This is a genomic window from Streptomyces sp. NPDC091972 (assembly GCF_044756385.1).
Lineage (GTDB): Bacteria > Actinomycetota > Actinomycetes > Streptomycetales > Streptomycetaceae > Streptomyces.
The window spans coordinates 147,376-173,186 of sequence record NZ_JBIVSV010000008.1; the positions used below are offsets into that span (position 1 = coordinate 147,376).

General features: G+C 71.0%; 25 protein-coding genes. 3 read left to right on the plus strand and 22 right to left on the minus strand.

Features of this window, described 5'->3' with window-relative positions; translation table 11 throughout:
• The 15 genes from ACIQJT_RS24470 to proS form a co-directional block, all read right to left on the minus strand.
• Nucleotides 1–1,626: a YifB family Mg chelatase-like AAA ATPase gene (locus tag ACIQJT_RS24470; RefSeq protein ID WP_053848451.1), complete on the minus strand. Its 1,626-nt coding sequence runs from the start codon at nucleotides 1,624–1,626 to the stop codon at nucleotides 1–3.
• A gap of 1 nt (nucleotide 1,627) precedes the next feature.
• The gene (locus ACIQJT_RS24475) at nucleotides 1,628–1,990 is read right to left on the minus strand and encodes a YraN family protein (RefSeq protein ID WP_330264205.1); all 363 of its coding nucleotides are present in this window, start codon (nucleotides 1,988–1,990) and stop codon (nucleotides 1,628–1,630) included.
• A gap of 138 nt (nucleotides 1,991–2,128) precedes the next feature.
• Entirely contained in the window at nucleotides 2,129–2,437 is a 309-nt protein-coding gene (locus ACIQJT_RS24480; RefSeq protein ID WP_003965949.1) for a DUF2469 domain-containing protein, read from the minus strand.
• A gap of 56 nt (nucleotides 2,438–2,493) precedes the next feature.
• Entirely contained in the window at nucleotides 2,494–3,018 is a 525-nt protein-coding gene (locus tag ACIQJT_RS24485) for an NUDIX hydrolase (RefSeq protein WP_402646759.1), read from the minus strand.
• Entirely contained in the window at nucleotides 3,008–3,781 is a 774-nt protein-coding gene (gene lepB / locus ACIQJT_RS24490) for a signal peptidase I (protein WP_402646762.1), read from the minus strand. Before lepB (ACIQJT_RS24490) ends, ACIQJT_RS24485 begins: the two co-directional genes overlap by 11 nt.
• 126 nt (nucleotides 3,782–3,907) lie before the next feature.
• On the minus strand, nucleotides 3,908–4,879 hold the full coding sequence (gene lepB, locus ACIQJT_RS24495; protein ID WP_365460600.1) for a signal peptidase I: 972 nt from the start codon (nucleotides 4,877–4,879) through the stop codon (nucleotides 3,908–3,910).
• Nucleotides 4,767–5,861: a signal peptidase I gene (gene lepB / locus ACIQJT_RS24500; protein ID WP_402646765.1), complete on the minus strand. Its 1,095-nt coding sequence runs from the start codon at nucleotides 5,859–5,861 to the stop codon at nucleotides 4,767–4,769. The genes lepB (ACIQJT_RS24495) and lepB (ACIQJT_RS24500) overlap by 113 nt, the downstream gene beginning before the upstream one ends.
• On the minus strand, nucleotides 5,854–6,549 hold the full coding sequence (gene lepB, locus ACIQJT_RS24505; RefSeq protein WP_402646767.1) for a signal peptidase I: 696 nt from the start codon (nucleotides 6,547–6,549) through the stop codon (nucleotides 5,854–5,856). Before lepB (ACIQJT_RS24505) ends, lepB (ACIQJT_RS24500) begins: the two co-directional genes overlap by 8 nt.
• 45 nt (nucleotides 6,550–6,594) lie before the next feature.
• Nucleotides 6,595–6,945: a 50S ribosomal protein L19 gene (gene rplS / locus ACIQJT_RS24510; RefSeq protein WP_053848457.1), complete on the minus strand. Its 351-nt coding sequence runs from the start codon at nucleotides 6,943–6,945 to the stop codon at nucleotides 6,595–6,597.
• 132 nt (nucleotides 6,946–7,077) lie between these two features.
• The gene (trmD, locus tag ACIQJT_RS24515) at nucleotides 7,078–7,911 is read right to left on the minus strand and encodes a tRNA (guanosine(37)-N1)-methyltransferase TrmD (RefSeq protein WP_365460594.1); all 834 of its coding nucleotides are present in this window, start codon (nucleotides 7,909–7,911) and stop codon (nucleotides 7,078–7,080) included.
• Nucleotides 7,912–7,914: 3 nt separating this feature from the next.
• Nucleotides 7,915–8,457, minus strand: coding sequence for a ribosome maturation factor RimM (rimM, locus tag ACIQJT_RS24520; RefSeq protein ID WP_053848459.1), 543 nt, complete (start codon nucleotides 8,455–8,457; stop codon nucleotides 7,915–7,917).
• A gap of 93 nt (nucleotides 8,458–8,550) precedes the next feature.
• Nucleotides 8,551–8,790 carry an RNA-binding protein gene (locus ACIQJT_RS24525; protein ID WP_003973401.1) on the minus strand — a complete coding sequence of 80 codons (240 nt, stop codon included), beginning with the start codon at nucleotides 8,788–8,790 and terminating at the stop codon, nucleotides 8,551–8,553.
• A gap of 2 nt (nucleotides 8,791–8,792) precedes the next feature.
• Complete coding sequence (gene rpsP / locus ACIQJT_RS24530) at nucleotides 8,793–9,221, minus strand: 30S ribosomal protein S16 (protein WP_053848460.1); 429 nt, start codon at nucleotides 9,219–9,221, stop codon at nucleotides 8,793–8,795.
• A 254-nt stretch (nucleotides 9,222–9,475) separates the two neighbouring features.
• Complete coding sequence (locus ACIQJT_RS24535) at nucleotides 9,476–10,078, minus strand: hypothetical protein (protein WP_020138752.1); 603 nt, start codon at nucleotides 10,076–10,078, stop codon at nucleotides 9,476–9,478.
• 261 nt (nucleotides 10,079–10,339) lie between these two features.
• Complete coding sequence (proS, locus tag ACIQJT_RS24540) at nucleotides 10,340–11,755, minus strand: proline--tRNA ligase (RefSeq protein WP_402646772.1); 1,416 nt, start codon at nucleotides 11,753–11,755, stop codon at nucleotides 10,340–10,342.
• 199 nt (nucleotides 11,756–11,954) lie between these two features.
• Here proS and ACIQJT_RS24545 point away from each other — a divergent pair, with 199 nt between their 5' ends.
• Nucleotides 11,955–12,812: an SAM-dependent methyltransferase gene (locus ACIQJT_RS24545; protein WP_365460586.1), complete on the plus strand. Its 858-nt coding sequence runs from the start codon at nucleotides 11,955–11,957 to the stop codon at nucleotides 12,810–12,812.
• A 72-nt stretch (nucleotides 12,813–12,884) separates the two neighbouring features.
• Here ACIQJT_RS24545 and ffh read toward each other — a convergent pair whose 3' ends face one another.
• The 5 genes from ffh to ACIQJT_RS24570 all read right to left on the minus strand — a co-directional run bounded on the left by ffh (nucleotide 12,885) and on the right by ACIQJT_RS24570 (nucleotide 20,470).
• Nucleotides 12,885–14,438, minus strand: coding sequence for a signal recognition particle protein (gene ffh, locus ACIQJT_RS24550; protein WP_053848463.1), 1,554 nt, complete (start codon nucleotides 14,436–14,438; stop codon nucleotides 12,885–12,887).
• Between the two features lie 84 nt (nucleotides 14,439–14,522).
• Nucleotides 14,523–16,970: a [protein-PII] uridylyltransferase gene (locus ACIQJT_RS24555; protein ID WP_402646775.1), complete on the minus strand. Its 2,448-nt coding sequence runs from the start codon at nucleotides 16,968–16,970 to the stop codon at nucleotides 14,523–14,525.
• Nucleotides 16,971–16,996: 26 nt separating this feature from the next.
• The gene (locus ACIQJT_RS24560) at nucleotides 16,997–17,335 is read right to left on the minus strand and encodes a P-II family nitrogen regulator (protein WP_003997576.1); all 339 of its coding nucleotides are present in this window, start codon (nucleotides 17,333–17,335) and stop codon (nucleotides 16,997–16,999) included.
• Nucleotides 17,332–18,663, minus strand: coding sequence for an ammonium transporter (locus tag ACIQJT_RS24565; RefSeq protein WP_365460579.1), 1,332 nt, complete (start codon nucleotides 18,661–18,663; stop codon nucleotides 17,332–17,334). The genes ACIQJT_RS24560 and ACIQJT_RS24565 overlap by 4 nt, the downstream gene beginning before the upstream one ends.
• Nucleotides 18,664–18,976: 313 nt before the next feature.
• Nucleotides 18,977–20,470, minus strand: coding sequence for a hypothetical protein (locus ACIQJT_RS24570; protein WP_365460576.1), 1,494 nt, complete (start codon nucleotides 20,468–20,470; stop codon nucleotides 18,977–18,979).
• A 433-nt stretch (nucleotides 20,471–20,903) separates the two neighbouring features.
• Between ACIQJT_RS24570 and ACIQJT_RS24575 the strand changes: the two genes are divergently transcribed.
• A complete protein-coding gene (locus tag ACIQJT_RS24575) occupies nucleotides 20,904–21,560 on the plus strand; it encodes a bifunctional DNA primase/polymerase (protein WP_365460572.1) in 657 nt (218 codons plus the stop codon).
• Nucleotides 21,561–21,644: 84 nt separating this feature from the next.
• Here the strand turns inward: ACIQJT_RS24575 and ftsY are convergent, their stop codons facing one another.
• Nucleotides 21,645–22,841, minus strand: coding sequence for a signal recognition particle-docking protein FtsY (gene ftsY / locus ACIQJT_RS24580; RefSeq protein ID WP_053848468.1), 1,197 nt, complete (start codon nucleotides 22,839–22,841; stop codon nucleotides 21,645–21,647).
• A gap of 221 nt (nucleotides 22,842–23,062) precedes the next feature.
• Between ftsY and ACIQJT_RS24585 the strand changes: the two genes are divergently transcribed.
• Complete coding sequence (locus tag ACIQJT_RS24585) at nucleotides 23,063–24,034, plus strand: LLM class flavin-dependent oxidoreductase (protein WP_402646781.1); 972 nt, start codon at nucleotides 23,063–23,065, stop codon at nucleotides 24,032–24,034.
• 196 nt (nucleotides 24,035–24,230) lie between these two features.
• Here the strand turns inward: ACIQJT_RS24585 and ACIQJT_RS24590 are convergent, their stop codons facing one another.
• Nucleotides 24,231–25,649 carry a sugar porter family MFS transporter gene (locus ACIQJT_RS24590; protein ID WP_402646783.1) on the minus strand — a complete coding sequence of 473 codons (1,419 nt, stop codon included), beginning with the start codon at nucleotides 25,647–25,649 and terminating at the stop codon, nucleotides 24,231–24,233.
• Nucleotides 25,650–25,811: the final 162 nt, after the last annotated feature.

Here is a 25,811-nt window from a genome sequence, read left to right on the forward strand (position 1 = left end):
TCATGTCAGCGCCCCGATGGCCATGGGCACGCCCCGGGGCACTCCGGTGCGCAGTTGCAGCGCCAGGGCGACGTCCGTCGCGTCCGGGCGGTCGTGTCCGACGAGGTCCGCGACGGTCCAGGCGACGCGCAGGACGCGGTCGAGCCCCCGGGCGGTCAGCACGCCCCGCTCCAGATTGCGCTCGGCCTCGTCCATCGCCCCGGACACGGCGTGCCAGCGGCTGCGCAGCTCGCGTCCGGGCACCTCGCTGTTGGTCCGCCACGGGGTGCCGGCGAAGCGCACGGCCGCGCGTTCCCTGGCGGCCCGGACCCGGTCCGCGACCACGGCGGTCGGCTCGCCCCGGGATCCCCGCCCGGCCAACTGGTCCCGCGTGACACGGTCCACCTGCACCCGCAGGTCGACCCGGTCGAGCAGCGGGCCGGAGAGGCGGGCCTGGTAGCGCCGGACGGCCGAGGGCGGGCACTCGCAGAAGTCGTCGGTCTGCGAGAAGCGGCCGCAGGGGCACGGGTTGGCCGCGAGCACCATCAGGAACTTCGCCGGGAACCGCACCACCCCCGCACTGCGCGCGATCACCACGTGCCCGGCCTCCAGCGGCTGCCGCAGCGCGTCGAGGGCCTGTGTGCTGAACTCGGGTGTCTCGTCCAGGAAGAGGACGCCCCGGTGGGACAGGGACACCGCCCCGGGGCGGGCGATGCCGGGTCCGCCGCCGACGAGCGCCTGCATGGTGGCGGAGTGGTGCGGGGCGCAGTAGGGGGCGAGGTCGATCAGCGGCTTGCCCGGCGGCAGCAGACCGGCGACCGAGTGCACCGCGGTCACCTCGAGCGACTCCTCCCGGGCGAGGCGCGGCAGCACCGCCGGCAGCCGTTCGGCGAGCATGGTCTTGCCCGCGCCGGGCGGCCCCTCCAGGAACAGATGGTGGCCCCCGGCGGCCGCCACCTCCACGGCCGTGCGCGCCGAGGTCTGGCCGACGACGTCGGCCAGGTCGTGGCCGTGGTCCTGCTGGGCGGCTCCGGTGCTGTGCATGCCGGTGGCGGCGCCCGTGCCCGGCACCCGCAGACCGGCCAGCAGCGGATCGGGGCGGCCGGGCTCGTGCGGTTCCTCGTCGGGCACGGGTTCGTCCGCGAGGACCGCGATCAGTTGCCGGAGACTGCGGACGCCCAGCACGGAGACGCCGGGCACCAGCGAGGCCTCGGCCGCGGCGCACTCCGGCACGACGACCTGTTCGTAGCCGGCGTCCGCGGCGGCCAGCACGGCCGGCAGGATGCCCCGGACCGGACGCACCCGGCCGTCCAGCCCCAGCTCCCCGATCATCACGATGTCGGCGAGGACGCGCGGGTCGATCCGCTCGGAGGCGCCCAGCACCGCGCACGCGACGGCGAGGTCGAACCCCGAGCCCGCCTTCGGCACCGACGCCGGGCTGAGCCCCACCGTCAGCTTCTTCTGGGGCCACTCACCGCCCGAGTTCACGACGGCCGCCCGCACCCGGTCCCGGCTCTCCGTCAGGCTCTTGTCCGGCAGCCCCACCAGCGTGAAGGCCGCCACCCCGGGTTCCAGGTCGGCCTGGACCTCGACCACGACCCCCTCGACGCCCACCAGCGCCACCGAGCACGTTCGAGCGAACCCCATCTCAGGCCACCCCCCGCGCGTGCTCGACCACGGGCGCGCCGCGCCGTGGCAGGACGACGCCGACCAGGTCGATGCGGACGCCTCCCGGTGGCGCCCCTCCGTGGGCGTGGATCCAGCAGGCGGCGAGGCCCCGCAGGCGCTCCGCCTTCTCGGGGGTCACCGCGGCCATCGGGTGCTCGAAGGCACCGGCCCGGCGGGTCTTGACCTCGCAGACGACGAGGACCTCGCCGTCCCGCGCCACGATGTCGATCTCGCCGGTCCTGCCACAGCGCCAGTTGCGCTCCAGGACCGTCATCCCGGCCTCGGTCAGCCGCCGCGCGGCCAGACTCTCGCCGTACTTGCCGAGTGCACTGCGTGCGTTCATGTCGGCACCACCTCCGGCACCGACGATCACGCAACCCCGTCCACCGCGTTGATCTTGGTGGACTACTCAGCGGTTGTGGAAAACCCCGTCACTCACACGGGCGAACCCACACGGGCGAACCCACCCGTCGCCCACCCATCACCCGCCCGGCAGCTCCAGATCGCTCTTGTTCAGCTCCTCGATGTTCACGTCCTTGAACGTCAACACCCGCACCTGCTTCACGAAGCGAGCCGGCCGATACATGTCCCACACCCACGCATCCGCCATGGACACCTCGAAGAACACCTCACCCTGGACCGAGTGCACCTGCATCTCGTAGTCGTTGGTCAGGTAGAAGCGCCGCTCGGTCTCGATCACGTATTTGAACAGACCGACGACATCGCGGTACTCCCGGTAGAGCTTCAGCTCCATCTCGGTCTCGTACTTCTCGAGGTCCTCGGCGCTCATGGCATGTTCCCCTTCAGCCGTGCGATCCCACCATTGTGCGCCAGTCCCGTCAGCACCTAGACGATTTCGGTGTCGAGGGTCACGGGCCCGGCCGGGGGACCTTCGTCGAGCAGCCGGCGCAGCAGCTCGGCGAGTCTGGTCGGATACACCGTCTCATGTGCCCGGGCAAGTTCCTGACACGTCCACCAGCGCGCTCCGGCGACGCTGCGCCGCTCCAGCTCGGTGAGGGCCGTGGCCCGGGTGGCCGTCACCGTCGTACGGGCCAGGTAGTACCACTCGTCCTGGTCCCAGCGGCGGCCCGCGAACGGGAACGAGCACATCCGCCGCCAGAGCACCGGCCCGAGCTCCACCTCGGTGATGCCGGTCTCCTCGGCGAGTTCCCGCAGAGCGGCCTCCTCACGGGTCTCGTCGCCCTCCAGTCCTCCGCCGGGCGTGAACCACCAGTCGTCGGCCGGATCGTCCGGCTCGTGCCCGTGCAGCAGCAGGATGCGGTCCTCGGGATCGAGCAGCACCACCCGCGACACCTTGCGCAGCCCGCCCTCGGCCGGAGCCCCGTCCCCGGCCGGCTCGTCAGCGGGCACCGACGGGCTCCGTCCGGACCCGGGAGCGCCTGCCGGCCAGCTTGGCCACGGGCCCGTACGCCCCGCCGCCCAGGACCAGCACCGCGCCGACGACGATCAGCACGGCGATCGTGCGCAGCGGGCCGGGCGAGGAGAGGGCGCCGAGCGTCTCGAACGAGGCGGGCCGCTCCACCATGCCCTTCATGGGCCAGACGACGGCGTCCACGCGCGCGGTCACGGCCGAGACGGCGACGGTGCCCTGCGCCGCGTCCGTGAGGTGGGCGGAGGAGTCCAGCGAACCCTGACGCTCGTCACCGAGCAGGAAGAGCCGGCCCTCGGGCACCTTCACGGTCGGGATGGACTTGACCTCGACCGGGCCGCCCTTGAGGTAGGTCTCGTCGATCTGCTTGCCGTTGACGGTCAGCTTCCCGTCGGTGCAGCAGGAGACCGTGTCACCGCCGACCGCGACGACCCGCTTGACCACGGGCGCGTTGGTCACCCAGGTCTTGTCGGTGAAGACGACGACGTCACCCCGGCGTATCTCGCCGCCGTCGACGCGCTGCGCCAGCACCCGGTCGCCGGCGTCGATGGTGGGGGTCATGGAACTGGTGGGGACGGTGTACGGACGGTAGATCACCGCTCCCCAGGCGAACCCCCCGAGGAACAGCACGAGGCCCAGCGCGACGGCCAGTCCGGACAGTCGCTGTCCGGTCCGGCTGCCCACCGGGCCCGTGTCGGTGCCACCCCTGCGCGGGGCCGTACGCGTAGTGCTCTCGCCACCCATGGACCCGCACCCTACCCGGCGGTACCTGAGCGGGTCAGCCCCTCCCGCCCGGCCGGAGCGACTGGCTCCGCAAAGGTTTCACCAGTTCGCGGCGGGCCGGTGGCGGCCGGTCGGCCGGGGCCCCGCTCAGCGGGTCCGCTCGGCGGTGGCCTTCCTGCGCCGCCACAGCGCCACCGGCACCGCGCCGAGGAGGGCGATGCCCTGCGGCGCGACCGTGAGGGCGGCCGAGGCCGACGCCTTGTCGTTGATGCCGGCCTGGCTGAAGGTGTCCGGCTTGGGCAGCGTGCCCCAGCGGTTGATCGGCCAGGCCTTCACGATGGCGCGGCCCACGACGTCGTCGACCGGGACCATGCCGTGGTGCTTGTCCGACTGGTTGTAGCGCGAGTCACGGGAGTTCTGCCGGTGGTCGCCCATCACCCAGATGTAGCCCTTGGGGACCTTCACGGTGAACTGGCCGCCCTGGTCGTCCTGGCTGCACGGGGTGTTGCCGGGGTAGACGTACGACGCCTCCTCCAGCGCCTTGCCGTTGACCTTGAGCGGGCCGGTGCCCTTGCAGGAGACGGTGTCACCGCCCACGCCGATGACGCGCTTGATGAGGTCCTTCTCCTCGGCGGAGGGCATCAGGCCGATCCAGGACAGGAACGTCTGCACGGCGTTCGGGTCCGCCGTGGGCTCGCCCGCCAGCCAGTTGTCCGGGTCGTGGAAGACGACGACCTCGCCGCGCTCGGGCTCGGAGCCGAACCACGGGGTGAGCTTGTCGACCAGCACCCGGTCGCCCTGCTGGAGGGTGTTCTGCATCGAGTCGGACGGGATCGAGAAGGCCTGCACCAGGAACGTCTTGATCAGCAGCGCCAGCACCAGCGCGATGACGACCAGGATGGGCAGCTCCTTCCAGAAGGAGCGCTGCTTCTTCGCCGTGGGGGCCGAATCGCCGGGCCCGCCTCCCCGGACCTCCGTCGTCGTCCCGTCCTCGGTCGCCCCGGAGTCACTCCCGGAGGTCACGGCGCTGTCCGCGGCCGGGTCGGCTGCTTCCACGGGGCGTCCGCGGTGCTCCTCGCCGTCGTGCCCGGATCGTGCGCCAACCGCCACATCCCCCACGCCAACTCCTTACTCTGTGCCGCCGCCTGCGCCGAGTACGGCGCAGGCCCACCACTCCCATAACGAGCGGGAGTTCCGCAGGGCTCGGGAGTTGGATCGCTTCGTTCGGATCGTCGGGAGCAACCCTAAGCGACGCCCGGGAGGCTGAGGTCGCGACGGACGCCGAGTCGGCAATGGAAGAGTAAGTTTTCGGTTCTTTCAGCGTGGTCCAGTGCCCGAAGGGCCAGGCGATGACCATGGCCCGTCCCACCACCGAGTCCTCGGAGACGGTGCCGCCGTAGTCGGTGTCCTGGTGCGAGCGGGAGTCCGCGGAGTTGGCGCGGTGGTCGCCCATCACCCACAGCCGCCCCTGCGGGACGGTGATGTCGAACTGCTGGGTGGACGGGACGTTCCCGGGATACAGGTAGTCGGTCTCGCTCAGGGGGACGCCGTTGACGGTGACCCGGCCCTGCGTGTCGCAGCACTTGACGCGGTCGCCGCCGACTCCGACGACCCGCTTGATCAGGTCCTTCTCGTTGTCGGACGGCAGCAGGCCGATGAAGGTGAGACCTTCCTTGACCTGTTTGACGACGACGGGGTCGTCCTTCTTCGTCGTGGTCTGCTCGTCCTGGAGCCAGCCGCCGGGGTCCTTGAAGACGACGACGTCCCCGCGCTCGGGCTTGGAGCCGAACCACGGGGTGAACTTGTCGACCAGGACCCGGTCGCCGATCCGGATCGTCTGCTCCATCGAGCCGGACGGGATCACGAACGCCTGGACGAGGAAGGTCTTCAGGACGAGCGCTATCAGGACGGCCACTCCGACCAGGAGGGGTATCTCCTTGACCGCTCCGCGCCTTCTGCGCCGCTTCACCTTGCGCTGGAGCTTGCGCCGCTCCGCGCGCGAGCGGCCGCCCGCGGGGCTCGCGGACCGCCGGACGCCGGTGGGCAGCAGGTTCTCGGCGGGGGTGCTCGCCACTCCGCGTGGTCTGCCGCGGTTACCCATGCGCGCCCTCCACTGCGGGCACGCGCGCGTAGGCGGCGGAACGGTGCAGCCGGGTGACGTGGCCGGCGGGCCAGATGATCCAGTCGGCCCGGCCGAGGACGTCGTCGACGGGGATCATGCCGCCGCCCGGTGAGCCGAGATGGTCCCGGGAGTCGCTGGAGACGCTGCGGTGGTCACCGAGGACGAACAGGGTGCCCCCGGGCACCCGGACGTCGAAGGACACCGAGGACGGGCTGTCGCCGGGGTACAGGAAGCCCGACTCGTCGACCGACCGGCCGTTCACCTCGACCCTCCCCTTCTTGTCGCAGCAGACCACGTGGTCTCCCCCCACGCCCACAACGCGCTTGATGTAGTCCCCGTCCCCGAAATACCCGGTTCCGTCGAACACGACTACATCTCCCCGCCGCGGCTCGGCACCGAAACGGTACGCCAACCTATTTACGAGAACGCGGTCCCCGATCCTCAATCCGTTCTCCATCGATCCGCTGGGGATCTGGAAAGGTCTGACCACGAACGTACTGATCAGCAGGAGAAGGACCAGGCAGAGCAGCAGGACCAGGGAGATCCGGCCGCCCGGCAGCCACTGGGTGATTCTCGACACCAACGCGAAACGCGACCGTCCCTCCGCGGCCCCTGGTCCGGGGCGGGAGGAGCGGTCGCGCTCCGTCGGCTGTGCTTCGGTGTCCATCGGGGCCAGATGCTATCCGGCCGCGCTGTGACGTCCGAAAAGCGCTCAGTTCTCGCGCTTCTCCTTGATCTTCGCGGCCTTGCCGCGCAGCTCGCGCAGGTAGTACAGCTTGGCGCGACGCACGTCACCGCGGGTGACCAGCTCGATCTTCTCGACGATCGGGGTGTGCACCGGGAAGGTGCGCTCCACGCCGACGGAGAAGGAGACCTTGCGGACCGTGAAGGTCTCGCGGACACCGGCGCCCTGGCGGCGGATGACGACGCCCTTGAACTGCTGCACACGAGAGCGGTTGCCCTCGATGACGCGGACGTGGACGTTGACGGTGTCACCCGGGCGGAAGGCCGGGATGTCGCTGCGCAGCGACGCGGAGTCGACGGAGTCGAGCAGGTGAGACATTTCGTCTGCTTTCTTCGCCCATGCCACAGGTCATCGGCGGTAGTCGGGTTTCGTGAGGAGGCTGTCCGTGTCGGGGCGGGCGTCGTGTCCCCCTGTGGCAGGGGCGCACGCCGGACGACGCACAACAGCGGCCTATTCTTCCACGCCTTCCGGCCTGCGCCAAAATCGGCCGTACGGCTCCCCCGCCGGGTCCGGCGCCCAGCCCAGGATGGAGAGCATCTCGCGGTCCTTCTTGTCGAAGGCGCCCGGCTCGCAGCGCTCGATGAGGTCGGGCCGGTTGGCCGCCGTACGCCTCAGTGCCTCGTCGCGGCGCCAGCGGGCGATCTTGCCGTGGTGCCCGCTGAGCAGGACGTCCGGGATGCCGCGGCCGCGCCACTCGGGCGGCTTGGTGTAGACGGGGCCCTCGAGCAGGTTCGCCATGGCGCCGGGCGCGAAGGAGTCGTCGCGGTGCGACTCGGCGTTGCCGAGGACGCCGGGCAGCAGCCGGGCCACCGCCTCGGTGATCACCAGTACGGCCGCCTCCCCGCCGGCGAGGACGTAGTCGCCGATGGACACCTCGTGCACCGGCAGCCTCGTGGCGTACTCGTCGATCACCCGGCGGTCGATGCCCTCGTAGCGCGCGGGGGTGAAGATCAGCCAGGGGTTCTCGGAGAGCTCCACGGCGAGTTCCTGGGTGAAGGGACGGCCGCTCGGGGTGGGGACGACGAGGGCGGGCGTGTGCGAGCCCGTCTCGTAGCCGTCCGCCAGCACGGAGTCCAGCGCGTCCCCCCAGGGGTCGGTCTTCATGACCATGCCCGGGCCGCCGCCGTACGGGGTGTCGTCGACGGTGTTGTGGCGGTCGTACGTCCACTCGCGCAGGTCGTGGACGTGCACGTCGAGCTGCCCGCGCGCGCGTGCCTTGCCGACCAGGGAGACGTTCAGGGGGTCGAGGTACTCGGGGAAGATCGTGACGACGTCGAGGCGCATCTTCTACGACTCTTCCCGCGAGGACGCGATCTCGGCCCGGTCGTCGATGAGCCCGGGCGGCGGGTCGATGACGGCCTTCTGCTCGGCGAGGTCGATCTCGGTGACGATCTCCTCGACGAACGGGATCATCACCTCGCTGCCGTCGGGCCGCTCCACGATGAAGAGGTCCTGGGAGGGCAGGTGCGAGATCTCGGTGATCCGGCCCACCTCCACGCCGTCCTTGGTCACGACGTCGAGGTCCATGAGCTGGTGGTCGTAGTACTCGTCCTCCTCCTCGGGCAACTCGTCGGGATCGACCTCGGCGATCAGGAGGGTGTTGCGCAGCGCCTCGGCGGCGGTCCGGTCACGGACGCCCTCGAAACGCAGCAGGAGGCGGCCGCTGTGGACGCGGCCCGTCTCGATGGTGAGCGGGCCGGTGGCGGCCGGGTCGGTCGCCAGGACGGCGCCGGGCGCGAGCCGGAGTTCCGGCTCGTCGGTACGGACCTCGACGGTGACCTCGCCCTTGATGCCGTGGGCGCGGCCGATCCGTGCGACTACGAGCTGCACTTGCGAAGATCTCCTGTCGTAGGGCCCGGGACGACTACGGGCCGGGGACGGCCCGATGGCCCTCCCCGGCCCGAGCCGGTACTGCGTTTGACGTCAGCGGACGTGGTCCACGTCGACGAGGTCGACGCGGACACCGCGGCCGCCGATGGCGCCCACGACGGTACGCAGGGCACGCGCGGTGCGGCCGTTGCGACCGATCACCTTGCCGAGGTCGTCGGGGTGGACCCGGACCTCCAGCACGCGTCCGCGGCGCAGGTTGCGCGAGGCGACCTGCACATCGTCAGGGTTGTCGACGATGCCCTTCACGAGGTGCTCGAGAGCCTCCTCGAGCATGCTCAGGCCTCGGTGGACTCAGACGAGGACGACTCGGCCGAGGCCTCGTCCTTCTTCTCAGCCTTCTTCTTCTGGGTGATGGCCTCACCCTTGCCCTCGTCGTCGCCACCGAGGGCCTCGAACGAGGGGCGCGCGGCCTTCTCGGCCGGCTGGAGCAGCGGAGCCGGGGCGGGCTCGCCCTTGAACTTCTGCCAGTCGCCGGTCTTCTTCAGGATGGCGAGCACGGGCTCGGTCGGCTGCGCGCCGACACCCAGCCAGTACTGCGCGCGCTCCGAGTCGACCTCGATGCGCGAGGGGTTCTGCACCGGGTGGTACAGGCCGATCTCCTCGATCGCACGGCCGTCACGACGGGTACGGGAGTCGGCGACGACGATGCGGTAGTGAGGCGAACGGATCTTGCCCAGACGCTTCAGCTTGATCTTGACTGCCACGGGAGTGGGTTCTCCTGGATTTGACGTGGTTGGGCACGGCGAGAGAGCCGCGTGGGGTTGCGGTACCCGAGTGCCCGATGGACGCGTCAGCCGGAGGCGAGAGGGTTCCTGTGCGGCTGTCGAGTACAGCTAGCCATTGTGCCACACCCCGGACCTCCTCTCGGACCGGGGCCGCGCACGAGCATGCCTGAGGGGCACCCGGCACTCCGGGTGCCCCCGGGCAGGATCGCGGCTGCCACGAGCAGTCGCGGTCCTCAGCTCGCCGCGGCCCCCACGATCTCGGGGATGCGGAACGGCTTCCCGCAGCCCCCGCAGACGATCGGCGCCTGGGCCAGGACGGAGGGGACGACCCTCACGTTGCGGCCGCAGTCGCAGACCGCCTTGACCCGGACCCCGCCGCCGGAGGAGCCGTGCCGCGCCGCCGGGCCCCGGAAGGAGCGGGCGGTGTCGGCGGAGGTCGCCGCCGTGTGGGCCTTGAGGGCGCGCTGCAACCGCTCGATGGTCGGGCGGTAGCGGCGCTTCGCCTCGGGGGTGAGCGTGACCAGGGAGAAGCCGCTGCTCGGGTGCGGCTCCTCGGGGTGGTCCAAGCCCATCTCCTCGGCGATCGCGAGGAATCTGCGGTTGTGGTAGCGGCCGGCGCGGGAGGTGTCTCGGATGCCTCGCGCGGCGGCGATGCCGTGGACTGCCTCGTGAAGCAGTCGCTCGAAGGAGAGCTCGTGACCGCAAGCGGACGACGACTCCCCGATCAGGGACTCTGGCGCGGCAAGATCCGGCAGCTCGGGGTGGTACCGCTGAATGTCGGCCCACGCCTCTGCCAGCTCTGCGGCGAGAACAGGTGGTGTCTGTGTCGTGCTCACGTAATGACAACGAGCCAGGGTGCCGCTGTGTTCCTATTCCGGGGCATCCCAAATAATTTGCACGTACCCGTCAGTTGCCGCTGATGCGTGGAGACGAGGGCGGGTGCGCTGATCTGCGGAGAAGCCTCACAGCTCGTAACAAGCCGGTACGTAGTGTGAGGTACGCCCCGGCGCGTAGATCGTGTCCACGCGCCGGTGCGGTTGGGATCCGCAGGTGCGCAAGAGGCGTTTCGGTCGCTCTCGCACCGGAAGGGCGCTGTCTCAGTAAGCGCGCGCGACGACTGCGACGTTACCGGGGGCGTCGTCGGTTCCCGGCACCGACCCGTCCTCCGCGACCAGACAGCGTACGGTCACCGCGTGCTCGGCCAGCCCGGCCTCGCCCTCCTCGCCGAGCACGGCCCACGGGATGCGCGCCCAGCCACCGGAGACGGCGGCCTCGACGGCCTCGTCGAACGTCGACACCTCGGCGGTACGGGCCTCCCGGCGCTCGCGGGACTGGGCCAGCAGCAGGGCCTGGTCCTCCTCGAGGAACCCGGGGAGCAGGGCCGCCAGGGAATCCAGCGGTACGGCTTCCTTGCCGCCCGGGATCCGGCGGGCCACCATCGCCGTGCCGCCCTCCAGGTCACGGGGCCCGATCTCGACGCGGACCGGCACGCCCTTGAGCTCCCAGTCGACCGCGCGGCGGCCGAAGGGGATGTCGGTGCGGTCGTCGACGTGGACCCGCAGCCCCGCCGCCCGCAGCCGGTCGCCGAGCTCGCGGACCTTGGCCAGAACCGGTTCGTCCGCCTTGATCGCGAGCACGACGACCTGGGTCTGCGCGAGCCGCGGCGGCACCCGCAGGCCGTTGTCGTCGCCGTGCATCATCACCAGGGCGCCGATCATGCGGGTGGTGGAGCCCCAGGAGGTCTGCCAGACGAGTTCCTGGGTGCCGTCCTTCGACAGGTACGAGGTGTTGAAGGCCTTCGCGAAGTTCTGGCCCAGCTCGTGGCTGGTGGCCATCTGGAGGGCCTTGCCGTCGCCCATCATGCCTTCCAGCGTGAGGGTGTTGATCGCTCCGGCGAACCGCTCCCTGACGGTCTTGCGGCCGGGTACCACGTCCATGGCGAGGACGTTCGTCATGAAGTCCTCGTAGACCTGCCGGTGGATGTGCGAGGCGAACGCGCGCGCGTCCTCCTGGGTCGCGTGCGCGGTGTGGCCCTCCTGCCACAGGAACTCCGTCGTACGCAGGAAGAGACGGGGCCGCAGTTCCCAACGCACCACGTTGGCCCACTGGTTGATCAGCAGGGGCAGGTCACGGTAGCTCTGCACCCACTTGGAGAAGTAGTCGTTGACGATCATCTCGGAGGTGGGGCGGACGACCGCGGGCTCCTCCAGCTCCTTGCCGCCGCCGTGGGTGACGACCGCGAGCTCGGGAGCGAAGCCCTCGACGTGGTCGGCCTCGCGGGTGAGGTAGGACTGCGGGATCAGCAGCGGGAAGTACGCGTTCTGCGTGCCCGTCGCCTTGATCCGGGCGTCCATCTCGGCCTGCATCCGCTCCCACAGCCCGTACCCGTACGGTCGGATGACCATGGTGCCGCGCACCGGACCGTTGTCGGCCAGTTCGGCCTTGGTGATCAGATCCTGGTACCAGCGCGGGAAGTCGTCCGCCCGGGGTGTGAGAACAGGTGCCTTTGCCATGGCGCGATGCTACGGGCGCAGATTGCCGGGATGTGAATTCTTTTCCCCGGCACATGCCAACCGGCAAGCGGGGCCCTTCTGCCTCTGGACGAGCGGTCGAGTGCGGAGTTACCTGGCATACGGGGGAACTGCGAGCGCACGTCACGGGGGCTACGGAAACGGGCACAGAGTCAATCTCGGCGGATTGGGGCGCTTATCCATGACACCCACGCTCGTGCGGCAACACCTGTCTTCGACGAGAGAGGCGTCCCGCGCGGACCTCGGTGCACGCGCGCGTGACTGGTCCGAGATCCAGGAGCGGATGCTGGTTCCGCTGTACGAGGCCGTCTACGAGCGACTGGAAGTGGGGCCGGCGACGCGGCTGTTGGGCCTCGGCTGCGGCAGCGGGCTCGCCCTGCTGATGGCCGCCTCCAGAGGGGCCGCGGTCGCCGGTGTCGAGCCCTCCTCGCCCGAGCGGCTGGCGCTCGCGCGGGAGCGGCTCCAGCCGGAGGCGTCGGGCACGCGTGCGCGTGCCGGCACCAGCCTGGTCGACCAGGTGCCCGGGGAGACCTCCGGCGCCCGGGGCGCCCCGTACACCCTCGTGACCGCCTTCGAGCCGATCGGGTGTCTCGCGGGCGACGCCGAGGGGCTCGGCGATCTCCTCGCCGCGGCGACACCGCTCGCCGAGCGGGGAGCGCCCGTGGCGCTCGTGGGCTGGGGCCCGCCGGAGCGGTGCGCGACGTCGTCGGTGCTGCGAGTGGCCACCAAGCTGGCGGATCCGCTGCGGAGCACGGGCAGTTGGCGCCCGGCCCTGCGCGACGACCTGGAGGAGGTCGCCCACCGGGCCGGCCTCAGGCCCGACGGCTCGGGCCGGGTTTCCTGCCCCTTCGGGTACGCCGACCTCGACAGCGCGCTCAGGGGGCTGCTGTCGACGGGGCTGTTCGACGCGGCGATCGCGGCGACCGACCGGGCCCAGGTGGACAAGGAGGTGACGGAGGCGCTCCATCCGCATCAGCGCCGGGACGGCACCGTGTGGATGCCGAACGTGTTCCGGTACCTGATCGCGCGCACGCCGTAACCGCCGCCCTCCGCGAACACCGCCGGGGGCGCCCCTGCGAAGAGGAGCGCCCCCGGTGACAACGCCGACGACTCAGCCCATGAACTTCTTGAACTCGTCGGGCAGTTCGAAGTCCTGCGGGGCCTGCTGGCCGGGCACCCCGAAGGCGCCGCCGCCCTGGGCGCCCGCGGCCCTGCGCGCGGCCTCCTCGGCCTCCTGCTGCTTGCGCTTCATCGGGTTTCCGGAGCGCTGCTTGCCCTTGGCCTTCTTCGGCTGCTTCTTGGCGCGGCCGGGACCGCCACCCATGCCCGGGATCCCCGGCATGCCCGGCATCCCGCCGCCCTGAGCCATGCGGGACATCATCTTGCGGGCCTCGAAGAACCGCTCGACGAGGTTCTTGACCGCGCTGACCTCGACACCGGAACCCTTGGCGATACGGGCGCGGCGCGAGCCGTTGATGATGGTCGGCTCCTGGCGCTCGGCCGGGGTCATCGACTTGATGATCGCGGCGGTGCGGTCGACGTCCCGCTCGTCCAGGTTGTTGATCTGGTCCTTGATCTGGCCCATGCCCGGGAGCATGCCGAGCAGCTTGGAGATGCTGCCCATCTTCCGGACCTGCTCCATCTGGGCCAGGAAGTCGTCCAGGGTGAAGTCCTGGCCCTTCTTGGACGCCAGCTTGGAGGCCATCTTCTCGGCCTCTTCCTGACTGAACGTCTTCTCCGCCTGCTCGATCAGGGTGAGCAGGTCACCCATGTCGAGGATGCGGGAGGCCATCCGGTCGGGGTGGAAGGCGTCGAAGTCCTCCAGCTTCTCGCCGTTGGAGGCGAACATGATCGGCTTGCCGGTGATCTGCCGGATCGACAGGGCCGCGCCACCGCGGGCGTCGCCGTCGAGCTTGGAGAGCACCACGCCGTCGAAGCCGACGCCGTCACGGAAGGCCTCGGCGGTGTTGACCGCGTCCTGGCCGATCATCGCGTCGACGACGAAGAGGATCTCGTCCGGGGAGACGGCGTCGCGGATGTCCGCGGCCTGCTGCATCAGCTCGGCGTCGATACCGAGGCGGCCCGCGGTGTCCACGATCACGATGTCGTGGACCTTCGCCTTGGCGTGCTCGATGGAGTCCTTGGCGACCTTGACCGGGTCACCGACGCCGTTGCCCGGCTCCGGGGCGTAGACCGCGACACCGGCGCGCTCGGCGACGACGCTCAGCTGGTTGACGGCGTTGGGGCGCTGGAGGTCGGCGGCGACGAGCAGCGGCGAGTGGCCCTGCTCCTTCAGCCACCGGCCCAGCTTGCCCGCGAGGGTGGTCTTGCCGGCACCCTGGAGACCCGCCAGCATGATCACGGTGGGCGGGTTCTTGGCGAACCTGAGGCGCCGGGTCTCGCCGCCCAGGATCGTGACGAGCTCCTCGTTCACGATCTTCAGGACCTGCTGGGCGGGGTTCAGCGCCCGGGAGACGTCGGCACCGAGGGCGCGCTCCTTGACGTTCTTGATGAACGACCGGACGACCGGCAGGGCCACGTCCGCCTCGAGGAGCGCGATGCGGATCTCGCGCGCGGTGGCGTCGATGTCCGCCTCGGAGAGCCGTCCCTTGCCGCGCAGGTTCTTGAAAGTCGCTGAGAGGCGATCGGAAAGAGTATCGAACACGGCGCTCGCGGTCCTCGGGGTCGGTGGCAGCTGGGAATCGCCCTCCAGGGTATCCCGGCGGCACGCGTGGCCGGGATCCCCCGGTCAGGCCCGCAGGGTCTCCTCCAGCTTCCGGGCCACGGAAGCCGCTTCTCCGGCCCCGAGCGGGACGCCCTTGCCGTCGGTGACGTAGAAGGCGTCCACGGCGTTGGCGCCCAGCGTCGACACGTGGGCGCTGCGCATCCGCACCCCGGCGTCCTCCAGCGCGCGTCCGATGCGGAACAGCAGTCCGGGGGCGTCCTGGGCGCGCACCTCGATCACCGTGGCGTGCCGGGAGGCGGCCGGGGCGACCGTCACGCGCGCGGGAGGCGCGAGGACACCCCGGCGCCGCGGATAGGCGGCGTCCCGCTCGGCGAGGCGCCCGGCGACGTCCAGCGAGCCGTCCAGGGCCCGTACGAGATCGGCGCGCAGGCGGGCCGCCTGGGGCAGCGAGCCGTACTGGGCGGCGACCCGCCAGTTCAGCAGGAGCACGGAACCCTCGACCCCGTCGGGCAGGTCCTGGGCGCTCAGCTCGGCGGTACGGACGGTGAGCCGGTGCACGGCCAGCACCCCGGCGACCGCGGGCAGCACACCCGGCTGGTCCGGTACGGCGATCACGAGCTCCACGCCGAGCGGTTCCGGGTCGTCCGAGGGCTGGGCGTCCACGGGCGGCTCGGTCTGGGCGCGCAGGGACAGCACCGGACCTCCGGTGGCGAGCGCCTCGATGGCGAGCCGCTCCTGCTCGGCAGTGGGCGCGGCCGCCTCGGGCCGGTCGAGGTCGTCCCCGGCGAGCACCGCGGCCACCCGTTTGACCAGGTCGGCGACGAGCGAGCCCCGCCAGGACGACCAGGCGGCCGGTCCGGTGGCCAGGGCGTCGGCCTCGGTCAGCGCGTGCAGCAGCTCCAGGGTGCCCTGCGACCCGACCGCCTCGGCGACCGACCGCACGGTGGCCGGGTCCTCCAGGTCACGCCGGGTCGCGGTGTCCACGAGGAGCAGGTGGTGCCGTACGAGCGTCGAGAGGACGGCGACGTCGTCACGGTCGAAGCCGATGCGCGCGGCGACGTCCTTCGCGATGATCTCGCCGGCCACCGAGTGGTCGCCGGGCCAGCCCTTGCCGATGTCGTGCAGCAGCGCGGCGACCAGGAGGAGGTCGGGGCGGTGGACGCGCCGGGTGAACTCCGAGGCGCGCACGGCCGTCTCGATCAGGTGCCGGTCGACGGTCCAGATGTGCACGGCGTTGCGCTGGGGGCGGCAGCGCACGCGCTCCCAGTCGGGCAGCATCCGGGTGATCAGCCCCTCGGCCTCCAGCGCCTCCCACACCTCGATGGTGGGCCGGCCCGAGCCGAGCAGGGTGACGAGCTGTTCCCGGGCCTCGGCGGGCCAGGGCGTGGGCAGCGGGCGCACTCCGGCCGCCATGCGCCGCACGGCGTGCAGGGAGAGCGGCAGTCCGGCCTGGGCGGCGGCGGCCGCGGCCCGCAGCGGGAGCACCGGGTCCCGGTCGGGGCGGGCGGCACGGGCGAGCACCACCTCGCCGTCCTGTTCCACGACGCCCTCCGCCAGCGGCGACCGCTCGGCGACCTGCTTGCCGCCGCCGAGCATGGCGCGCAGACGGGGCCGCACGGCACGCGACTTGAGCACGCGCCCCACCTCGCGCCAGGTGACGTCACTGGCGTACGAGATGACCCGGGCGGCCTCGTAGACCTGGCGCAGCAGGGTGTCGGCGTCCAGGAGTCCGAGTTCGGCGGCGACCTGGTCCTGTTCCTGGAGGGCGAGCCGGTCGGTGGCGCGGCCCGTGGTGAGGTGCAGGGCGTCCCGGACGTCGAGCAGCCGGCGCCGGGCGTCGTCGAGGCCCTCGCGCGGGGCGTCGGCCAGCCAGGAGGCGGCGACGGCACGCAGGGCGGTGGCGTCCCGGAGTCCGCCGCGGGCCTCCTTGAGGTCGGGTTCGAGGAGGTACTGGAGCTCGCCCTGGCGTTCGGCGCGCTCGGCACACAGTTCCTGGAGCTCGGGCAGGCGCTTGGGCGCCTGGTTGCGCCAGTCGGCGAGGACCGCTGTCCGCAGGCCCGCCGTCAGTCCCAGGTCACCGGCGATGTGCCGGGCGTCGAGAAGGCCGAGCTGGACCTTCAGGTCCTCCGCGGCCGTCTTGCGGGCCTCCGCGGGCGTGCGCACGGAGTGGTCGAGGGCGAGGCCCAGGTCCCACACCGGGTACCAGATGCGGTCGGCGAGGGCGGCCACCGCGCCCGGGTCGCCGCCGTCGTGCAGCAGGACCAGGTCCAGGTCGCTGCGGGGCGACAGCTCACCGCGGCCGTAACCGCCGACGGCGATCAGGGAGACTCCGCGCAGTTGCTCGGCGCCCGCGGTGAACAGCCCCGAGAGCCAGTCGTCGGTCAGTTCGGCGAGGGCGGAACGGCGCGGCGGCCCGGACCGCGCCCCCTCCTGGAGGAGGCGCAGCCGGGCCGCCGCGTAGCCGCTGGGTCCCGAGTCCTCTGCATCCTTGCGCACGTTCGTGCTCGTCACCCAGCAGCTCCTGTTCTGTTCTCCGGTCAGAGCGCGTCCGGGCCGCGCTCGCCCGTCCGGACCCGTACGGCGGTCTCGACCGGCAGGGACCAGACCTTGCCGTCACCGATCTTGCCGGTACGGGCCGCCTTGACGATGACGTCGATCAGCTGTTCGGCGTCGTCGTCCTCGGCGAGGACCTCGATGCGGATCTTCGGGACCAGGTCCACGGTGTACTCGGCACCGCGGTAGACCTCGGTGTGGCCCCGCTGACGACCGTAACCGCTCGCCTCGGTGACCGTCAGACCGTGCACCCCGAAGGCCTGGAGGGCTTCCTTGATCTCGTCGAGCCGGTGCGGCTTGACGACGGCGGTGATGAGCTTCATGCGTCCACCTTCTTGCCCGCGTCGGCGACCGGGGCCGTGACGGAGGTCCGGGCGGCGCCGCCACCGGCACCGCTGAAGTCGTATGCGGTCTCGGCGTGCTCGGCCTGGTCGATGCCGGAGATCTCCTCGTCCTCACTGACCCGCATACCGATGGTCTTGTCGAGGAGGAAGGCGAGGATCGCGGAGGCGATGAGGGAGTAGGCGAGGACCGCGAAGACACCGGCGCACTGCTTCCAGAGCTGGTCCGCGTTGCCGCCGTAGAAGAGGCCCTTGACGTCCGACTGGCCGGTGCCGCTGGCGAAGAAGCCGATCAGCAGGGAGCCGATGACACCGCCGACCATGTGGACGCCGACGACGTCCAGGGAGTCGTCGTAGCCGAACTTGTACTTCAGGCCGACCGCCATGGCGCACAGGACACCGGCGATGACGCCCACGCAGATCGCGCCGACCGGGGTGACCGCACCACCGGAGGGGGTGATGGCGACCAGACCGGCGACCGCGCCGGAGGCGGCACCGAGGGTGGTGAACGCGCCGTGGCGGATCTTCTCGTAGAGGAGCCAGCCCAGCATGGCGGCCGCGGTGGCGATCTGGGTGTTGACGAACATCAGGGAGCCGACGCCGTCGTCGTTGCCGAGCCACGAGCCGGCGTTGAAGCCGAACCAGCCGAACCACAGCAGACCGGCGCCGAGCATGACCAGCGGGAGGCTGTGCGGTCGCATCGGGTCCCTCTTGAAGCCGACGCGCTTGCCGATGACCAGGATGACACCGAGCGCCGCGGCGCCCGCGTTGATGTGGACCGCGGTACCACCGGCGAAGTCGATCACACCGAGCTCGAAGGCCCAGCCGCCGGTGCCCCAGACCCAGTGGGCGACCGGGAAGTAGACGACCGTCGCCCACAGCACGACGAAGAGCGCCCAGGCGGAGAACTTCACGCGGTCGGCGATCGCACCGCTTATCAGTGCGGGCGTGATGATCGCGAACATCATCTGGAAGACGGCGAAGGCGAGGACCGGGATCGTGTACCCGGACCAGATGTCGCCCTTGTCGATGCCGGTCCATCCGAAGAAGTCGGATTCCCAGCCGATGAGCGAGCCGTGGTCCGTACCGAACGCCATGGAGAAGCCGTACAGCACCCACAGGATGGTGACGATACCCATGCTGATGAAGCTCATCATCAGCATGTTGAGGGTGCTCTTGACGCGGACCATGCCTCCGTAGAAGAAGGCAAGACCCGGGGTCATGATCAGCACCAGGGCGGAACAGATCAACATGAAGCCTGTGTTCGCCACAGACAGCTTGTCTGCGGCGAGCGTGATGGCTGGTGCCATCGGCGTCTCCTCGTCGTAGGTACGGCCCCGTGCGGGCGAAGCCAGAGCGGATTGAGGGGTGGGCCGGTTATGCGCCATGAGATTGGCGCAGCGCGGTTTCGGTGGAAGCCCCTCGTTGTTTCGCCGCCGTGACGAAGACACCTGGTGTGTTACGCGTCGATGAACTGGCGGATTCCGCCCGCGTCGATCGTTATCGTGGCGCAACCTTCGGAGAAGGAAAGAAACCGGCCGCGGTCGGCCTTCCGACGACCTGGCATGGGGGAGCCGAGTCGGGCAGTTCGGGAGGGCCGGCCGCGGCCGGGGTTCAGGGGATTCAGACGGCTTCCGCGGTCTCCGGGAGTTCCACGGCGAGCTTGTCGGTGAGATCCACGACCTCGGCGAGATCACCGAAATCGCGTACGGCCGTGTCGACCGTCTTTCGAATACGAGTGTTCACGCGCTCGGAGCGCACCTTCTTGGCGATGTGCATGGCCTGTTCCACCAGGACGGTGCTCTGCTCGGGCTCGCGCCGCAGCAGGTGCACGGTGGCCATGCCGACGAGATTGAGTGCGTACGACCGCTGGTGCTCGCCGTCGTCGGAGAACAGCTCCACCGCCCGCTGCATGAGGGGCTCGGCCAGGGAGGCGTAGGCCGGGCTGCGGCCGGCGACGTAGGCGAGGTCGCGGTAGGAGTGGGAGTTCTCGCCGTACAGCTCGGCCTCGGAGAAGAAGCGGATCCAGTCGGGGTCCGGCTCGTCCCACTCGTCGGCCTCCGCGAAGGTGTCCTCGGCCATCCGGACGGCCCGCTTGCACTTGCCGGGCTGGCCCATGTTGGCGTACGCGCGGGCCTCCATCGCATACAGCATCGACTGGGTGCGCGGGCTCGCGCAGTCCCGGCTGCCGTACTGCGCGAGGTGGATCAGCTCCAGGGCGTCCTCGGGCCGGCCGAGGTGGATCATCTGGCGGCTCATGCTGGACAGGACGTACGAGCCGAGCGGCTTGTCGCCGGCCTCCTTGGCGGCGTGCAGGGCGAGCACGAAGTACTTCTGGGCGGTGGGCTGGAGCCCCACGTCGTACGACATCCAGCCCGCGAGCTCGGCCAGTTCGGCGGCGACCTTGAACAGCTTGCGGGTGGTGGTCTCGGGCTGGGGCTCCTGGAGGAGGTCCGTCACCTCGTGCAGTTGTCCCACGACCGCCTTGCGGCGCAGTCCGCCGCCGCACTGGGCGTCCCACTGGCGGAACATGACGGTCGTGGACTCGAGGAGGTCGAGCTCCGGTTTGGAGAGCCGGCCGACACGGCGGGAGGCGGCCGGGTCGGGCTCCCGCTGCGGGGTGGCGGCGGGGCCGGGGACCAGCCAGCGCTGCATGGGCTCGATGAGGGACGGACCCGCGGACAGGGCCAGCGAGCTCCCGAGGAAGCCGCGCCGCGCCAGCATGAGGTCGCTGCGCGAGAACTCGCTGAGCAGGGCCACGGTCTGCGGGCCCGTCCAGGGCAGGTCGACCCCGGTCGTGGACGGCGACTGGCGGGCGGCGCGCAGTCCGAGGTCCTCGACGGAGACGACGCAGCCGAACCGCTCGGAGAACAGCTCGGACAGGATTCTGGGGATGGGTTCGCGGGGGTTCTCGCCGTCCAGCCAGCGACGCACCCGCGAGGTGTCGGTGGAGATGTGGTTGGCCCCCAACTGCCGGGCCCTGCGGTTGACCTGGCGGGCGAGCTCGCCCTTCGACCAGCCGCTGCGGACGAACCAGGAGGTGAGCAGTTCGTTCGGGCGCTTCTCGGCCTGCGCAGCGCTCCCGGCGCCCGTCCCGCTTCCGCTGTTGCCGCCCACTGGAACGCCCCCATCCCTGAGACCACTTGTCGCCGAGTGCGCCAAGCCCTATCAGAATGCCGGTAAATACGGCCGTCCGTCCGGCGGTTGTCAGCCTTCGAACGGGGAACCGACTTGCCTCCGGCATACCCACAAGTGCATGTGCCCCCAGGACTCGTGCACTCAAAGTAATCCTACGATCACGCGTCCAGCCATGGCGATCCCGGAAACGCCACCATTCGCCACCCCTTCGAATGAACTCACGGTCGCCTCCACACGATTCACTTGACATAGACCGAGCGGGGTGGGCGGAGCGGTGCACTCGGGGGCGCGCGAACCTCGACGCACGACCCAGGACACATCCGGGCGCCGCCGTCGCCCGGAAGGGGAAACGGAGAGTGACGGAGCGCGTCCGCCGCGTAACCACCGGCGCGCTGGACCCGTTGGAGGGGGCATGGGCTTCACGATCGGCGGCATTCGGGAGATCCGTTCCGGTACACGCAGGCGCGGCCGCTCCTCGGAGTGCACCGCCGTCGCCGAGTTCACCGGACTCTGGGGCTGGGACGTCGTCCCGGGCGCGCGGGCCTCGGCCGGCGCCTGCTCCTGCGGCCGCGCGGACTGCCTCCGGCCCGGCGCCCACCCCCTCGACTTCGCGCCCCCGGTCCCGGCCGGAGCCACGCTCGACGACGTGACCAAGGCGTGGTCCGAGTTCCCCGGTGCCGCGGTGATGCTGCCGGTCGGCCGCGCCTTCGACGTCATCGAGGTCGCCGAGCCGGCCGGGCGCCGCGCCCTGGTCCGCCTGGAGCGCATGGGTCTGCCGCTCGGCCCGGTGACCGCGACCCCGGAGGGCCGCGCCCAGTTCTTCGTCGCCCCCGGCGCCGCGGTGGACCTGGCCGAACTCCTCTACCGCATGGGCTGGGACGACGCCGCCTCCCTCGACCTGCGCGGCCTGGGCCCGGGCGCGTACATCACGGCTCCGCCGTCGGACCGGGGCGGCCTGGGGCCGGTGCGGTGGCTGCGGCCGCCTTCCCTGGACGCGGCGACGAAACCGCCGGCGGCCCGCCTGCTGCTGGGGACGCTGGCGTACGTGGCGCACCGGTCGCGCGCATAGCCGTACACAGCGAAGCGCCCGCTCCCGACTGCACCTCGGGGGCGGGCGCTTCTTCGCGTGCGCCGGCGGCTGGGACGGGCGGGACTACTCCCCGATCAGGGCGTCCACGAACGCCTCCGGCTCGAACGGCGCCAGGTCGTCGGCGCCCTCGCCGAGGCCGATCAGCTTGACCGGTACGCCCAGTTCGCGCTGGACGGCGACCACGATGCCGCCCTTGGCCGTGCCGTCCAGCTTGGTCAGGACGATGCCGGTGATGTCGACGACCTCGGCGAAGACGCGGGCCTGCACCAGGCCGTTCTGTCCCGTCGTGGCGTCCAGCACGAGCAGCACCTCGTCCAGCGGGGCGTGCTTCTCGACGACCCGCTTGACCTTGCCGAGCTCGTCCATGAGGCCGGTCTTGGTGTGCAGGCGCCCCGCGGTGTCGATGAGGACCACGTCGACCCCCATCTCCTTGCCCTCCTTCACCGCGTCGAAGGCGACGGAGGCGGGGTCACCGGCCTCCGGCCCGCGCACGGTGTGGGCACCCACCCGCTCGCCCCAGGTCTGGAGCTGGTCGGCGGCGGCGGCGCGGAAGGTGTCGGCGGCGCCGAGCACGACGGTCCGCCCGTCGGCCACGAGCACCCGGGCGAGCTTGCCGGTGGTGGTGGTCTTGCCGGTGCCGTTGACCCCGACGACCATCACGATGCCGGGCCTGCGGCCCTCCGGCTCGGTCCGCACCGTGCGGTCGACCTCGGTGCCGACCAGCTTGAGCAGCTCCTCGCGCAGCAGTCCGCGCAGTTCGTCGGGGGTCCGGGTGCCGAGCACCTTCACCCGCTCGCGCAGCCCGTCGACCAGCTCCTGGGTGGGGGCCACGCCGACGTCGGCAGTGAGGAGGATGTCCTCGATCTCCTCCCAGGTGTCGTCGTCGAGGTGCTCGCGCGACAGGAGCGTGAGCAGCCCCTTGCCGAGCGCGTTCTGCGAGCGGGAGAGCCGGGCGCGCAGCCGGACCAGGCGTCCGGCGGTGGGCTCGGGGATCTCGATCCCGGCCGCCGCCGGGAGCTCTTCGGTGACGGGCGGCGCGGAGCCGTCCGGGAGATCCACCTCCTCGATGGTCCGGCGCGCTTCGTCGCGCGGCGTCTCGGCCTCGTCGCCGACGTGCGGCTCGGCCGGAGGGGCGGTGATGTCGGGCGCGGCGGGAGGCGGCGGGGGCAGCGGCTTCTTGCGCCGGCTGCCGACGACGAGCCCGCCGAGCACACCGAGCACGACCACGGCGATGACTACAGCAAGGATGACGGTTTCCATAACCCGTCCAGTATCCATCCCGCCCTCCCGGGAGCGACCGCGCCGCCGCACTCGGAGGAGCGAGCCACTGAAATCCCTTTTCACCGGATATGCCGGACCGACCCGAGCTGTGGGCGGTCCCCGTCCCGCACCTCCCCCGCCCGCGCGTGCCACCCCATGGCAATCTGACGCGGTGTCAGCTACCGTCCCCGCCACCACCCGCCCGGTGAAGGGGGACCCCCATGCCCGTCACGGTCGTCCGTTTCAACCTCGTCGAGCCCGGCGCGACGCCCGCCTCCCTCAGTGCCCGCTACCGGGCCGCCCTGGACATGGCCGCGTACGCCGACGAGCACGGCATCACCACCGTGCAGACCGAGGAGCACCACGGCGTCGACAACAACTGGCTGCCCTCGCCGTTCGCCTTCGCGGGCGCGGTGTTCGGCGCGACCCGCAGGATCGCGGTCACCGTCTCCGCCGTGATCGGCCCGCTGCACGACCCGCTCCGCCTGGCCGAGGAGATCGCCGTACTGGACCTGCTGAGCGGCGGCCGGCTGGTGACGGTCGCCGGGATCGGGTACCGCCCCGAGGAGTACGCCCTGTTCGACGTGGAGTGGCGGCGCCGGGGGCGGATCCAGGACGAGCTCCTGGAGACCCTCCTCAAGGCCTGGACCGGCGAGGAGTTCGAGTACCGGGGTCGTACGGTACGGATCACCCCGCGCCCGCTCACCGACCCGCACCCCCTCCTCCTGGTCGGCGGTTCCTCCGAGGCGGCCGCCCGCCGGGCCGCCCGCCTCGGCCTGCCGTTCTTCCCCAGCGCGCACCTGCCGGAGCTGGAGGCGTACTACAAGGAACGGCTCGTCGAGTACGGCACCGAGGGCTGGACCATGATGCCGACGGCCGAGACACCGTTGCTGCACATCGCCGAGGACCCGGACGAGGTGTGGGACCGGCACGGGGAGCACTTCCTGCACGAGGCCCGGACGTACGCCTCCTGGCAGTCCGGTGACATCCGCTCGGCGGTGCGCTCGGCGGCCACGAGCGTGGAGGAGCTGCGCGCGGAGGGCGTGTACCGGATCCTCACGCCCGAGGAGTGCGTGGAGCTGGGGCTCGACAACCTCGTCCTGCATCCGCTGGCGGGCGGGATGCCGGTGGAGGAGGGCTGGCGGAGCCTGCGGCTGTTCGCGGAGCGGGTGATCCCGGCACTGGACGGCTGAGCCGGGCGGTGTCCGGTGGCCGTACGACGGTGTGGGGTCCGCAAGGGGGGGATCGGCGGCGGCGTCCTCATCCGGTGACCCCGTACACGGCTCCGCCGCCCCCGGCCTGGGCGGTTGCCCGGCCGGGGACGGCGGACGGTTCGGGGAGAGGGGCAGCGGGGTGGTGGCCCCTCCCCCCGGGCTCGTGGGCGGGCCGTCAGCCCATCTCCTCCAGCTTCTTGCCCTTCGTCTCCTTGACGTACTTGAGGACGAACGGGATGGAGAGCGCGGCGAAGACCGTGTAGATCACGTAGGTCGCGGAGAGGTTCCAGTCGGCCAGCGACGGGAAGCTCGCGGTGATGGCCCAGTTGGCGATCCACTGCGCGGAGGCGGCCACACCGAGCGCGGCGGCGCGGATCCGGTTCGGGAACATCTCGCCGAGGAAGACCCAGACGACCACACCCCAGGACAGGGCGAAGAAGAGGACGAACACGTGGGCGGCGATCAGGGCGGTCCAGCCCTGCGCGGCCGGCAGCTTGCCGTCGACCAGGTCGAAGGAGAACGCCCAGGCCTCCAGCGCGAGGCCGATCACCATGCCGACCGAGCCGATCAGGGCGAGCGGGCGGCGGCCGACGCGGTCCACGAAGATCATCGCGATCACGGTGCCGACGATGTTGATGATCGACGTCGTGAAGGAGTAGAAGAACGAGTCCGTCGGGTCGACGCCGACCGACTGCCACAGCGTGGAGGAGTAGTAGAACGCGACGTTGATGCCGACGAACTGCTGGAAGACCGACAGGCCGATGCCGACCCAGACGATCGGCTTGAAGAAGAAGGAACCGCCGAGCAGGTCCTTGAAGGTCGACTTGTGCTCGCTCTTCATGGCGTTCTCGATCTCACCGACGCGGGCGTCCAGATCGACCTTGTCGCCCTCGACCTCGGCGAGGATCTCCCGGGCCCGCTCGTGCTTGCCGACAGAGATCAGGAACCGCGGGGACTCGGGGATGGCGAAGGAGAGCAGACCGTAGAGGACGGCCGGGATCACCATGACGCCGAGCATGACCTGCCAGGCCTCCAGGCCCATCAGCTTGCCGCGCTGGTCGCCGCCAGCGGCGTTCAGCAGGCCCCAGTTGACGAGCTGCGAGATGGCGATGCCGATGACGATCGCGGCCTGCTGGAAGGAGCCGAGCCGGCCCCGGTAGGCCGGCGGGGCGACCTCGGCGATGTAGGCCGGGCCGATGACCGAGGCCATGCCGATGGCGAAGCCGCCGACGATCCGCCAGAACGCCAGGTCGTACAGCGCGAAGGGCAGCGCCGAACCGACGGCGCTGACCGTGAAGAGGACGGCCGAGATCTGCATGCAGCGAATGCGGCCGATGCGGTCGGCGATGCGTCCGGCGGTCGCCGCGCCGATCGCGCAGCCGATCAGGGCGATGGCGATGACCTGCGCCAGGGCCGCGGAGCCGATGTCGTAGCGGTCCCGGATGGCCTCGACCGCACCGTTGATCACGGAGCTGTCGTAACCGAAGAGGAATCCGCCCATCGCGGCCGCCGCCGCGATGAAGATGACGTGCCCGAGATGATCGGGATGAGCCGGTCCGGCTCCTGACTTCTGCGCCTGCGCTGTGCTGGTCACGTTCAACTCCTAAGGCCATCGGCAACGCTGCCTGAAGGCAAGAACAACGTTCCAGACCCTATGCCTTCAAGTTCCGAAATCAACAGCGGGAACGGTGTGAGAAAACAGGAACTGATGGGGACGTTGAGTTCAAGGAGTGAAGAGTTGGAAACGGGGTAACCG